The sequence below is a fragment of the Streptomyces malachitofuscus genome, from assembly GCF_055571035.1.
In genome coordinates, this window is record NZ_JBVIGA010000008.1 from 195,755 (window position 1) to 208,923 (window position 13,169).

Consider the following 13,169-nt stretch of genomic DNA (forward strand, 5'->3'; position numbering starts at 1 on the left):
CACCCCGGCCGCCCTGAGGATTCGCCCTTATGCGCCCGTTATGGACGAGATCACTTTCTACCCCCGGTGACTCGTCACTCACGCGGTGTCACGTATCTCACCTGTAAGGCCACGGGCCTTGTTGGAGATCCTGCACTGTGCTGGAATCTCACGGACCGCCGCAGGGATCGAGCCGGCGCACAGGGGGCGCACAAACGCGCCGAGTGGCGGCCGAGAAGGGGGAGCCAGCGCCGGTCACTTCACGACCACCACGGGGGCGTATTCAGGGCGCCCCTATGACGCCGACACCGTGCCTCGCCGTTCACGCGGAGGGGTGCCTGGTCCAGAGGTTGCGACGCTAGTGCAGGGACGTTTCAAGAGGGATGGCAGCGCTTCGGCGGAGCCGGAGCCGCAGGGCGGGACTGGCCCCAAGGCCGTCAGCTCCTCGCCCCAGCACGCCCAGAACCAGGGCCCGACCACGCCCGGGAACGGCGGCGACCGTCCCGGTGCCGGCGCGCCGACGGCTCCGCCGACTCCGGCGCCGGCCGCGCCCAAGGGTCCGACCGGCCCCGGGCCGCGAATAGCCCTGCGCAACTGGCGCATCTCGACCCGTCTGGTGTCGCTGCTCGCCCTGCCGGTGGTCGCGGCCACCTCGCTGGGCGCCCTGCGTATCCAGCAGTCGATGGACGACATCCAGCAGCTCGACAACATGAAGCTGCTGACGGACATGACCCAGCAGGCCACCGTGCTGGCCGCCGCGCTCCAGGAGGAGCGCGACCAGTCCGCCGGCCCGCTGGCGCACGGCGGCAAGGGCACCGACTTCTCGGTCAAGGGCCACCGCGACAAGACCGACCGCGCGATGGCGAACTTCCTCGACAGCTCCGAGGAGATCGACGCCGCGAGCAAGGACGGCAACCTCAAGGGCGTCCGCGACAACCTGGTGCAGCTCGCCGGCGACCTGGGCGAGCTGGCGAAGATCCGCAACACGGCCTTCCAGACGGTGAAGAACTCCACCCAGACCGTCGAGGGCTACCACCGCCTGATCGAGAACCTGATCGACCTCTCGCAGGACATGGCGGAGGCGACCAGCAACCCCGACATGATCCAGCGCACGCGTGCCCTGGCGTCCTTCTCCTCCGCCAAGGAGTATGCGTCGATCCAGCGCGCGGTCCTCGCCGCGGCGCTGCCCGCGAGCAACACCAGCAAGGGCGACCTCTCCGAGAACGACCGGCTCTACGCCGAGTCGGCGCTGGCGAGCCAGAAGTCCGAGCTCCGCAGCTTCAAGAGCATTTACGGCGAGGCCGGCGCGGCCGAGCTGTTGCTGCCGATCGAAGAGGGCAACACCACGATCAAGGCCACCGACGAGTACGCCGGCCGTGCGCTGGCCTCGGAGTTCGGTCTCGCCTCGGTCGGTGCGCGCTCCTACCGCGACTGGCTGGACGACAGCGGCACCAAGATCCAGCAGATGGAGAACATCGAGCGCACGCTGCTCGAGGAGATGGAACAGAAGGCCCGTGAGCTGCGCAGCGCCACCGAGCGCGACGCGATCATCTCCGGTGCGCTGATCCTGATCGTGCTCGGCGTGTCGCTGGTCGGCGCCTTCGTCGTGGCCCGCTCCATGATCCGCTCGCTGCGCCGGCTGGAGGAGACCGCCACCAAGGTCGCCCAGGAGCGTCTGCCCGACCTGGTCAAGCAGCTGTCCGAGACGGACCCGCAGGACGTCGACACGTCCGTGGAATCCGTCGGTGTCCACTCCCGGGACGAGATCGGCCGTGTGGCCGCGGCCTTCGACGACGTGCACCGCGAGGCGGTCCGCCTCGCGGCCGAGCAGGCCCTGCTGCGGGGCAACGTCAACGCGATGTTCACCAACCTCTCGCGCCGCTCCCAGGGTCTGATCCAGCGCCAGCTGTCGCTGATCTCCGAGCTGGAGTCCCGCGAGGCCGACCCGGACCAGCTGTCCTCGCTGTTCAAGCTGGACCACCTCGCCACGCGTATGCGCCGTAACGGTGAGAACCTCCTCGTCCTCGCGGGTGAGGAGCCCGGCCGCCGGTGGACCCGCCCGGTCCCGCTGGTCGACGTGCTCCGCGCCGCCGCGTCCGAGGTGGAGCAGTACGAGCGCATCGAGCTGGCCGCCGTGCCGAGCACCGAAGTGGCCGGCCGGGTCGTCAACGACCTCGTGCACCTGCTCGCCGAGCTACTGGAGAACGCGACCTCGTTCTCCTCCCCGCAGACCAAGGTCAAGGTCACCGGTCACGCACTGCCCGACGGCCGTGTGCTGATCGAGATCCACGACACCGGTATCGGTCTGTCGCCGGAGGACCTGGCGGCGATCAACGAGCGGCTCGCCTCGCCGCCCACCGTGGACGTGTCGGTGTCCCGCCGCATGGGTCTGTTCGTGGTCGGCCGGCTGTCGCAGCGGCACGGCATCCGCATCCAGCTCCGCCCGTCCGACTCCGGCGGTACGACCGCGCTGGTCATGCTGCCCGTCGACGTCGCCCAGGGCGGCAAGAAGCCCCAGGGCAAGCCCGGTCAGCCGGGCGCGGCCGGTGGCGGCCCCGCGGCCGCCCAGGCCGCCGCCGGTGCCGCCGCCGCACGGCGTGCCGCCGGTGCCGGCCAGTCCGGCGGCGGCGCGCTCGGAGCCGGTGCTCCCGGCGGTCGGCTCGGCGCCGGTCAGGGCCCGCGGGCCGCACTGCCCGGGCGCGACGGCGGTGGCCGGCCGGGAGGCCGGGGGCCGCAGGGTCCGTCGGGCAACCAGACGCCTTCGCTGTTCGACCAGGGCGCTCCGTCCGGCCCGCCGCAGGGCCGTCCCGCGCCCGCCGGCGCGGGTGCCGGATTCGGTGCTCAGGCGCCCGGCGCCCCGCAGGGGATGCAGGCCGCCGGTCCGAACGGGAAGCAGGACCAGGACGCCTTCGGCGGCGCGCGGGGCCAGGTGCCCCCGCAGCGGGGCAACGGCAACACCGAGCGCGGCCGTCGTCCGCAGCTCCCGCCGCGCCCCGAGCTGCCCGGCGGTGACCAGCAGCAGCCTCGGGTGCCCAGCTGGAGCGACGAGAACGCCCAGCCGCCGGTGCCGCGCGCCTCGCTGGACACCCCGCGCGGGCACGAGGAGCCGGATGTCTCGCGGACCTCGGCGATGCCGCGGTTCGACGAACGGCAGGGTCCCGGCGCGACGGCGGAGATCCCGCGGTTCGACGAGCAGCAGAACCAGGGCGCGCCCGCCTACGGTGCGAACGGTGGTCAGAACACCGGCCAGTACGCCCAGCCGGGTGCCCATGGCAGCCGGGACACCGGTCAGTACGCCCAGCCGGGTGCGAACGGTGGTCAGAACACCGGCCAGTACGCCCAGCCGGAGACGAACGACGGCCAGAACACGGGCCAGTTCGTCCGCGGTGACATCTTCGGCGCCCCGCAGGGCCGGCCCGGCGGACAGAACCCGTCCACGACGGGCCAGTTCCCCGCCCCCCAGGGCTACGACAACGGCTCCACCGGCCAGTACCCGGTGCCGGGCCAGGACAACGGCTCGACCGGCCAGTACTCCCTCCCGGAGCGTCCGGCCACGGACCCCGCGGCCACCGGCCAGTTCGAGCGCCCGCAGATGAACGGCGCGCACCGCGCCGGCCCGGGCGCACCGCGTCCGCCGGCCCCGCAGCAGAGGCCGGCCCGCCACGAGCCCGCGGGCAACGCCCCGCAGCGGGCCGACGACGGGCGGGGAGCGTCCGACGCCTGGGCCCTGCCCCCGGCGACCGGTCCCGGCGACGGCCGTACGCCGCTGTACGACACGCTGGAGACCAACTGGTTCCGCGGCGGCAACGGCGGCTCCCAGGAGCAGGGCCCCGGCTCGGCTCCTGCACCCCAGCAGCCGCAGCAGCCGTCCCAGCAGCAGCCGCAGGCCCCCACCGGGCCGCAGCGGTCCGCCTCGGCCGCCTGGCGCAGCTCGCCCAACGACGAGCTGGTACGGCAGGCCGAACGCGTCCGGCAGCCGGCCGCGGGCGGCGTCACCACCTCCGGCCTGCCGCGCCGGGTGCCCAGGGCGAACCTCGTCCCGGGTACGGCTCAGCAGCAATCGCACCAGAGCGGTCCTCAGGTCTCGCGCGCCCCCGATGACGTGCGCGGCCGGCTGACCAATCTCCGTCGGGGTATCGCACAGGGTCGTCAGGCCGGGTCCACCCAGACCGGCAGCTTCCCGCGGCCCACTCACCAGCAGGAGCGTTAGTTGAGCCCGATGAGCCAGGCGGCACAGAACCTCAACTGGTTGATCACCAACTTCGTGGACAACACCCCCGGGGTGTCCCACACCGTCGTCGTGTCGGCCGACGGTCTCCTTCTGGCGCTGTCCGAGGGGTTCCCGCGCGACCGCGCGGACCAGCTCGCGGCCGTCGCTTCGGGACTGACCTCCCTGACGGCCGGCGCCTCCCGGATCTTCGAGGGCGGCAATGTCGCCCAGACGGTCGTCGAGATGGAAAGAGGATTCCTCTTCCTCATGTCCGTCTCGGACGGCTCGTCGCTGGCCGTTCTCGCGCACCCCGAGTGCGACATCGGCCTCGTCGGCTACGAAATGGCGCTCCTGGTCGACCGCGCGGGGGCGGTCCTCACCCCGGACCTGCGCGCCGAGCTACAGGGAAGTCTGCTCCACTGATCGGCCCCGGCACCACCCGTCTCACCAAATCACCGTCCGGCCGCCACATTCCCCCCACCGGCCCCGTCAGACGGCTTGACTGACCGACTTGCTGTCCCGCCCGGAGGATCCATGACCCCGCCCACCGCCTCTCATGATCCGTACGCGGAGCCGTACGAGGACGAGGGCGACCAGCCGCTGGTCCGTCCCTATGCGATGACCGGCGGCCGGACCAGGCCGCGTTATCAGCTCGCCATCGAGGCACTGATCAGTACGACAGCCGACCCGGCAGCGCTCATGGGACTGCTTCCTGAGCACCAGCGGATCTGCCATCTGTGCCGTGAGGTGAAGTCGGTCGCCGAGGTCTCGGCGCTGCTCAACATGCCACTGGGTGTTGCCCGGATCCTGGTGGCCGACCTCGCGGAGGCGGGACTCGTCGCCGTGCACCAGCCGGGCGGCGACGAGACGACCGGCGCCCCGGACGTGACACTGCTCGAAAGGGTGCTCAGTGGACTTCGCAAGCTCTAGCGGCGGGGCGGTCTCCGACAACCGCTCCACCACCTCGGCGAAGATCGTGGTGGCGGGTGGCTTCGGCGTGGGCAAGACCACGTTCGTCGGGGCCGTTTCGGAGATCAACCCGCTGCGCACGGAGGCCGTCATGACGTCTGCTTCGGCGGGCATCGACGACCTCACCCACACCGGGGACAAGACCACCACCACGGTGGCCATGGACTTCGGCCGTATCACCCTGGACCAGGACCTGATCCTGTACCTGTTCGGTACGCCCGGTCAGGACCGCTTCTGGTTCATGTGGGACGACCTGGTGCGCGGCGCCATCGGCGCGATCGTGCTGTGCGACACCCGCCGCCTGGCCGACTGCTTCCCCGCGGTGGACTACTTCGAGAACAGCGGGCTGCCGTTCGTGGTCGCCCTCAACGGCTTCGACGGCCAGCAGCCGTACACACCCGAGGAGGTGCGCGAGGCGCTGCAGATCGGTCCCGACGCCCCGATCATCACGACGGACGCCCGGCACCGCGCGGACGCGAAGAGCGCGCTGATCACACTGGTCGAACACGCCCTCATGGCACGTCTCAGGTAGAGCCAAAACAGAGGCGGCATACTGCGCTTGTCGTAGATGTACCGGTGCCGGCTGTGTCCTTTGACACGGCCGGCCCCGGTGTTCATAACGTTTCGGCAGAGGAATCGGGTGAGGCCGACACGCGACGCGGTCACGCGGTATCGCTGTGCGCACGAACGACTCGCCTTTTGCCGGAGCTCGGTCCGTATGACCGTTTTATCTGGGGCTTACATCACTCGGAATCCTCGCCTTCCCATGTTTGGAAGAGCGCTGGTCGGCATGCTGGAATGCCTGAACTGCCCATTGGTCAAAGACGTACTCAGTAGTCGATGGCATGCCGGGCCCTGAGACACTGCGGCACGACGAAGGTGCCGACCGCCGGAAGGTTGTTGGTCGAGTGAGGCGAAGCAAGAACAGTCCCGAGCCGTCGGCCCGGGGCAACTTCACGCCGCCGCCGCGCACAGCGGCGCCCGCCCCCGTGCCCGGTCCCGAACCGACGGCCGCACCCGCGCCCAGCGGGGGCCGCATGTCCCCGCGCAACTGGCGGGTGGCGACCAGGCTGAACGCGATCCTGCTCATACCCGTGCTGGTCGGCCTCGTCATGGGCGGCTTCCAGGTGAAGAGCTCGATCGACACCTGGAACGAGGCCGAGGACGCGGAGAACACCGCGCGTCTGGTGCGAGCCTCCCTCACCTATGCCAACGCCCTCTACAACGAGCGCGACGTCACCGCCGTCCCGCTCCTGCAGGGCAAGGGCCAGGACGACCCGGACGTCTCCAAGGCACGCGCCGCCACCGACAAGGCCGCCGACGCCTTCGACGAGGCCGCGCAGGACATGCCGTCCAAGCCCGGGCTGGAGCGTCGGCTGCGGCTGTTCCGCGAGGCCGAGCCGAAGCTGACCGACCTGCGTGCCGCCGCGTACACCTCCAAGCTCAAGGGCGTGCAGACGGAGGAGGGCTACGTCGCCGTCGCCCACCCCCTGATGGAGTTCGCCAACGAACTCGGTCTCGGCACCGGCAACATCACCAGCTACGGACGCACGGTCTACGCGATCTCGCTGACCAAGGCGGCGCTCTCCCTCGAACGCTCCATCGGCATGCACCTGCTGGTGAAGCCGGGTCCGACCGACGGCCAGCTCGCCAGCCAGCGCACGGCCCTCTCCTCGTACGCCTACCTCGAGGGCATCGCCATCGAGGAGTACAAGGGCGGTGGCACCGAGGCCGACGCCGCCAAGCTGGAGCAGACGGCGCAGAAGATCCAGGCCGAGGGCGCGGCCATGGCCAAGGAGGCCAAGCAGCAGGACCCGGACTACGTTCCGCCGCCCGCCAAGCCGGAGACCATGATCGCCGAGCTCGGCGGACTGTCCTCCACGGACCCGTCCGCCCGTGCCGAGCTCGCCTCGCAGGGCATCACCCCCGCCAACTGGTGGGCCGTGAACACTCTCAAGTTCGACGGTTACCGCGAGATCGAGTCCGATCTGGCCGACACCGCGGTGAACGAGGCCTCTCAGATCGCCGACGACGCCCAGCGCGACGCCCTGATCACCGGTGCCGCCGTCGTGATCGCGCTGCTCGCGGCGTTCATCCTGGCCGGCATGGTGGCCCGCCAGATGAGCCGCTCGATGCGCCAGCTGCGCAACGCCGCCTTCGGCATCGCCGAGCAGCGTCTGCCGATGCTGGTCGACCAGCTCTCCCGGACCGACCCGGGACGGGTCGACACCAAGGTCGCGCCGATCCCGATCTCCTCCACGGACGAGATCGGCGAGGTCGCCCGCGCCTTCGACCAGGTCCACCGCGAGGCCGTCCGGCTCGCCGCCGAGCAGGCCCTGCTGCGGGGCAACATCAACGCGATCTTCACCAACCTGTCGCGCCGCAACCAGTCCCTGATCGAGGGCCAGCTGACCCTGATCACGGACCTGGAGAACAACGAGGCCGACCCGGACCAGCTGGAGAACCTCTTCCGCCTGGACCACCTGGCCACCCGCATGCGCCGCAACGGCGAGAACCTCCTGGTCCTCGCCGGCGAAGAGCCCGGCCGCCGCTGGGACCAGCCGGTTCCGCTGGTCGACGTACTGCGGGCCGCCTCCTCCGAGGTGGAGCAGTACGAGCGCATCGAACTGTCCGGCGTCCCCGAGGCCGAGATCCACGGCCGCGCGGTGACCGACCTCGTGCACCTGCTCGCCGAGCTTCTGGAGAACGCCACCACGTTCTCCTCCCCGCAGACCAAGGTCCGCGTCACGGCGACCCGTCTCCCCGACGGCCGCGTGATGATCGAGATCCACGACAAGGGCATCGGCCTCACCGCCGAGGACTTCGCGGACATCAACCACAAGCTGGCCAACCCGCCGACCGTGGACGCCGCGATCTCGCAGCGCATGGGCCTGTTCGTGGTCGGCCGGCTGTCCGACCGGCACGGCATCCGGGTCCAGCTGCGCCCCTCGGGCGAGCAGGCCGGCACCACCTCGCTGGTCATGCTGCCCGACGCGATCACCCACGGTGGCGGCGGCGAGCAGCCGATGAACCGCGACGAGTTCACGGTCTCGCAGATCATCCCGGAGCAGAACTTCCGGGGCGAGGACTTCAACCACCAGCCGATGCGCACCGCCGCGGAGCTGGGCTTCGACGACAGCCGCTACTCCGAGGTCCCGGACGACATCCGGGAGCTGGACCCCGTCGGCCGTTCCCTGATGCGCGAGGAGCGCCGGGCTGCCCTGGAGGCCCAGTCGGGGCCCGAGCCGACCGCCCCGAACGCCCAGGAGACCCCCGAGGCGCCCGGCTACCAGGACGAGTTCGCCGCCCCCCAGGGCTACGACAACGGCCAGGGCTACGACGGCAACGGTCAGGGCGGCTACGCCGAGGGCCAGGCTTTCGACGGTCAGTACCAGGAGCAGCAGAACGCCGGGTACGACCAGCAGGCGTACGACAACGGGCAGCAGACGGCGTACGGCGAGGGCTACTACGCGCAGAACGGGCACCTGCCGCAGAACGACTCCTTCTCGTCCGACGCCGGTTACGCCGACCCGTCCTACGCGGAGCCGGACCGGCGTGACCACGCGGCAGCGGGTTCCGCCGCCACGGACGCCTTCCCGGCCTTCACCGACCGGCGCCGGGAGGACGACTGGCCGCAGCAGGACGACTACCGGAACGGCTACCCGGCCCAGTACCCTGCTCAGGCCCCGGGATCGGAATCCACGCAGGCCGGTGACGTACGCGAGCAGGACAGCGTAGGCTTCGACCGTCCGGGACCGGCTGCTTCCGAGGGCCACGACCTGACCGACGCCGGGCTTCCGCGCCGCGGATCCACCCCGAGCGGCGCGAACGGCACGAGCGGCGCACGGCGCGTGAACCAGGAGCCGCCGGCTTCCACCCCGGAGAGCAACGGTGACAGCGGCTGGCGTTCGGCGAACGACGAGCGCTGGCAGCAGGCCTCGGCGCTCCGGAAGCCCAAGGCGGGCGGAGTGACCTCCTCCGGTCTGCCGCGGCGGGTCCCCAAGGCCAACCTGGTCCAGGGGGCCGCCGAAACCACCCCCCAGGGAGGCCCCCAGGTCTCCCGCGCCCCGGAAGACGTCCGGGGCAGGCTGAGCAACCTGCGTCGCGGCGTCCAAAAGGGCCGCAGCGCGGGCAGTGAAACGAACGGCCAGGGCTTCGGTCCTGACAGCACCTACAACCAGGAGCGTTAGTGTGAGCCCGATGAGCCAGGCGGCACAGAACCTGAACTGGTTGATCACCAACTTCGTGGACAACACCCCGGGGGTGTCCCACACGGTGGTGGTCTCCGCCGACGGACTCCTTCTGGCGATGTCCGAAGGCTTTCCCCGTGACCGCGCCGACCAGCTCGCGGCCGTCGCCTCCGGTCTGACGTCTCTGACGGCAGGCGCCTCCCGGATCTTCGAGGGCGGGAGCGTGAACCAGACGGTTGTGGAGATGGAGCGGGGATTCCTCTTCATCATGTCCATTTCCGACGGTTCATCGCTCGCGGTACTCGCACATCCGGAGGCGGACATCGGCCTGGTTGGGTACGAGATGGCCCTTCTGGTCGACCGAGCCGGTACGGTCCTGACGCCGGACCTTCGAGCGGAGCTCCAAGGGAGCCTTCTCAACTGAAGGACGGACGGTGCGGTTTGGCGTCCCGGGGCCGTAAGGTTTCGGGACGCGGCTCCACAGTGATGGGTGCCAGGCACAGTCGGAGGAGGAGAAAGTGGCAACACCCCCAGGCGGTTCATCGTCGGGCAACTGGTCGTACGGTCCTGCACAGGGCCAGAACGACGCTGCCCAGAGCGGGTACGGCTACCCCTCCGCCCCGAACCACCGGCAGCCGTACGCGCCGCAGGACCCCGGTCCCTCGCCGTACGACCAGCCGCACGCCCCGCGCATCCAGCCGGTGCAGCCGCAGCGCCGAGCACCCGAACCGGCGCCTGCCGGGGCGTCGCACAATCCCCTGGTGCGCCCGTACGCGATGACGGGCGGCCGCACCAGGCCGCGGTACCAGCTCGCCATCGAGGCGCTGGTGCACACCACCGCGCAGCCGCACCAGATGCAGGGCCAGCTGCCCGAGCATCAGCGGATCTGCAACCTCTGCCGGGAAATCAAGTCGGTGGCCGAGATCTCGGCCCTGCTGACCATCCCTCTCGGCGTGGCCAGGATCCTCGTCGCCGACTTGGCGGAGGCGGGACTGGTCGCCATCCATCAGCCCGGCGGCGACGAGAACGCCGGCGGCCAGCCAGACGTGACACTGCTCGAAAGGGTGCTCAGTGGACTTCGCAAGCTCTAGCGGCGGTCCTTCCCGCTCCACCACCTCGGCGAAGATCGTGGTGGCGGGTGGCTTCGGCGTGGGCAAGACCACGTTCGTCGGGGCCGTTTCGGAGATCAACCCGCTGCGCACGGAGGCCGTCATGACGTCTGCTTCGGCGGGCATCGACGACCTCACCCACACCGGGGACAAGACCACCACCACGGTGGCCATGGACTTCGGCCGTATCACCCTGGACCAGGACCTGATCCTGTACCTGTTCGGTACGCCCGGTCAGGACCGCTTCTGGTTCATGTGGGACGACCTGGTGCGCGGCGCCATCGGCGCGATCGTTCTCGTTGACACGAGGAGGCTCGCCGACTGCTTCCCCGCGGTGGACTACTTCGAGAACAGCGGGCTGCCGTTCGTGATCGCGCTGAACGGCTTCGACGGTCAGCAGCCGTACAACCCGGACGAGGTCCGGGAGGCGCTGCAGATCGGTCCGGACACTCCGATCATCACGACGGACGCGCGGCATCGGGCCGATGCGAAGAGTGCGTTGATCACGCTCGTGGAGCATGCCCTGATGGCCCGCCTCCGCTGACGGCCACCGCCGCCTGCCGCCGCCTGCGGGCAGTCGTGCCTCCCCCAGTGCCCTGAAGGCCTGGGAGGTGCCCCCAGGGCGGCACGGGTGGGCGCTGGGGGTACCCCCTCTGGGGGGAGGCACCTCGTAGCACCGAGCTGCGCAGGCACCCCCCGCCACGCGTCTGCAGGGTGCCTGTGCGATGCCGGGTGCGGGCGGGTACGTGGCTGGTCGCGCAGTTCCCCGCGCCCCTGAGGAAGCTGTCCAGCCCGGCGTGACAAGAGAACCACCTCGTCAAAGAGGCCGGGGCCCCTCCCGTTGGAGGGGCCCCGGCCTCTTTGACGGTGCGGTCAGCGCCAGCTGTGGGGGGCGCGGAAGCCGTTCTCGCGTTCCAGGCGGCGCCAGCCGGCCCGGGGCCGGGCGCGGTGGGCCGGAGCGGCGTCCGGCGCCGGTGCGGCGGCGCGGGCGAGCAGGATCGCCGTGATCGCGGCGACTTCCTCGGGCTCGGCGTGGCCCTTCTCGACACGGATGTCAGGTGTGGTCATGGGCGTGCGTCTCCCTTACTGCGGCGGGTTGCCGTGCTTGCGGGACGGCAGGTCGGCGTGCTTGGTCTGCAGCATCGCCAGCGAACGGATCAGCACCTCACGGGTCTCGGCGGGGTCGATGACGTCGTCCACCAGTCCGCGTTCGGCGGCGTAGTAGGGGTGCATCAGCTCGGACTTGTACTCCTTGACCATGCGGGCGCGCATGGCGTCGGGGTCCTCGGCCCCGGCGATCTGCCGGCGGAAGATGACGTTGGCCGCGCCCTCGGCGCCCATCACGGCGATCTCGTTGGTGGGCCAGGCGTAGGTGAGGTCGGCGCCGATGGACTGGGAGTCCATGACGATGTAGGCGCCGCCGTAGGCCTTGCGCAGGATCAGCGAGATCCGCGGCACGGTGGCGTTGCAGTACGCGTACAGCAGCTTGGCGCCGTGCCGGATGATGCCGCCGTGCTCCTGGTCGACGCCCGGGAGGAAGCCGGGGACGTCCAGGAAGGTGAGGATCGGGATGTTGAAGGCGTCGCACATCTGCACGAAGCGGGCGGCCTTCTCGGAGGCCTCGATGTCCAGCACGCCCGCCAGCGACTGCGGCTGGTTGGCGACGATGCCGACGACCTGGCCGTCCATCCGGGCCAGCGCGCAGATGATGTTGCGCGCCCAGCGCTCGTGGACCTCCAGGTACTCGCCGTCGTCGACGATCTCCTCGATCACCTTGGCCATGTCGTAGGGCCGATTGCCGTCGGCGGGCACCAGGTCCAGCAGGACGTCCGAGCGGCGCTCGGGGGCGTCGGAGCTCTCCACCCGCGGGGGGTTCTCACGGTTGTTCTGCGGGAGGAGGGAGAGGAGGTAGCGCACCTCGTGGATGCAGGTCTCCTCGTCGTCGTAGGCGAAGTGGCACACGCCCGAGGTCTCGGCGTGCACGTCCGCGCCGCCCAGGCCGTTCTGCGTGATCTCCTCACCTGTCACCGCCTTGACCACGTCCGGGCCGGTGATGAACATCTGCGAGGTGTCGCGCACCATGAACACGAAGTCGGTGAGGGCGGGGCTGTAGGCCGCGCCGCCCGCGCACGGGCCGAGCATCACGCTGATCTGCGGGATGACCCCGGAGGCCTTGGTGTTGCGCTGGAAGATGCCGCCGTAGCCGGCCAGCGCCGAGACGCCCTCCTGGATACGGGCGCCGGCGCCGTCGTTCAGCGACACCAGCGGCGCGCCGGCCGCGATGGCCATGTCCATGATCTTGTGGATCTTCGTGGCGTGGGCCTCGCCCAGCGCACCGCCGAAGATCCTGAAGTCATGGGCGTAGACGAAGACGGTACGGCCCTCGACCGTGCCCCAGCCCGTGATCACACCGTCGGTGTGGGGCTTCTTCTCCTCCAGACCGAAGCCGGTGGCCCGGTGCCGGCGCAGCTGCTCGACCTCGCGGAAGGACCCGGCGTCCAGCAGGAGTTCGATGCGCTCCCGGGCGGTCAGCTTGCCCTTGGCGTGCTGCGCCTGGGTCGCCTTCTCGCTCGGGCCTGCCAGTGCCCGGGCGCGGATCTCGTGCAGTTCGGCCACGCGTCCGCGCGCGTCGGTCGGCTCACCCGGCGCCTCATCCAAAACGGTCATGTAGTGACCTTACGAAGCACACCAGGGAATGCGAGCCGTCGACTC

Annotated in this window: 10 protein-coding genes; 8 read left to right on the plus strand and 2 right to left on the minus strand. The window is 70.5% G+C overall.

Annotation, left to right across the window (positions count from 1 at the left end; translation table 11 throughout):
* Positions 1–340: 340 nt before the first annotated feature.
* The 8 genes from ACZ44S_RS14425 (at position 341) to ACZ44S_RS14460 (ending at position 11,001) form a co-directional block, all read left to right on the plus strand.
* Entirely contained in the window at positions 341–4,189 is a 3,849-nt protein-coding gene (locus ACZ44S_RS14425) for a sensor histidine kinase (RefSeq protein ID WP_466928418.1), read from the plus strand.
* Between the two features lie 9 nt (positions 4,190–4,198).
* A complete protein-coding gene (locus ACZ44S_RS14430) occupies positions 4,199–4,612 on the plus strand; it encodes a roadblock/LC7 domain-containing protein (protein WP_004983056.1) in 414 nt (137 codons plus the stop codon).
* Positions 4,613–4,723: 111 nt separating this feature from the next.
* Positions 4,724–5,119 carry a DUF742 domain-containing protein gene (locus tag ACZ44S_RS14435; RefSeq protein WP_004924977.1) on the plus strand — a complete coding sequence of 132 codons (396 nt, stop codon included), beginning with the start codon at positions 4,724–4,726 and terminating at the stop codon, positions 5,117–5,119.
* Positions 5,100–5,690: a GTP-binding protein gene (locus ACZ44S_RS14440; RefSeq protein ID WP_466928420.1), complete on the plus strand. Its 591-nt coding sequence runs from the start codon at positions 5,100–5,102 to the stop codon at positions 5,688–5,690. The genes ACZ44S_RS14435 and ACZ44S_RS14440 overlap by 20 nt, the downstream gene beginning before the upstream one ends.
* 376 nt (positions 5,691–6,066) lie before the next feature.
* Positions 6,067–9,348: a nitrate- and nitrite sensing domain-containing protein gene (locus ACZ44S_RS14445; RefSeq protein ID WP_466928422.1), complete on the plus strand. Its 3,282-nt coding sequence runs from the start codon at positions 6,067–6,069 to the stop codon at positions 9,346–9,348.
* A 10-nt stretch (positions 9,349–9,358) separates the two neighbouring features.
* Positions 9,359–9,772 carry a roadblock/LC7 domain-containing protein gene (locus ACZ44S_RS14450; protein ID WP_033321188.1) on the plus strand — a complete coding sequence of 138 codons (414 nt, stop codon included), beginning with the start codon at positions 9,359–9,361 and terminating at the stop codon, positions 9,770–9,772.
* A 94-nt stretch (positions 9,773–9,866) separates the two neighbouring features.
* Entirely contained in the window at positions 9,867–10,439 is a 573-nt protein-coding gene (locus tag ACZ44S_RS14455; RefSeq protein ID WP_466928425.1) for a DUF742 domain-containing protein, read from the plus strand.
* Positions 10,420–11,001 carry a GTP-binding protein gene (locus ACZ44S_RS14460; protein ID WP_009314218.1) on the plus strand — a complete coding sequence of 194 codons (582 nt, stop codon included), beginning with the start codon at positions 10,420–10,422 and terminating at the stop codon, positions 10,999–11,001. Before ACZ44S_RS14455 ends, ACZ44S_RS14460 begins: the two co-directional genes overlap by 20 nt.
* Before the next feature lie 329 nt (positions 11,002–11,330).
* On the opposite strand, the gene ACZ44S_RS14465 is transcribed toward ACZ44S_RS14460, so the two are convergent.
* Positions 11,331–11,525 (minus strand): acyl-CoA carboxylase subunit epsilon, encoded by a 195-nt coding sequence (locus ACZ44S_RS14465; protein ID WP_466928426.1) that lies wholly within the window; start codon positions 11,523–11,525, stop codon positions 11,331–11,333.
* Positions 11,526–11,540: 15 nt separating this feature from the next.
* Positions 11,541–13,124 carry an acyl-CoA carboxylase subunit beta gene (locus ACZ44S_RS14470; protein WP_466928429.1) on the minus strand — a complete coding sequence of 528 codons (1,584 nt, stop codon included), beginning with the start codon at positions 13,122–13,124 and terminating at the stop codon, positions 11,541–11,543.
* Positions 13,125–13,169 lie beyond the last annotated feature (45 nt).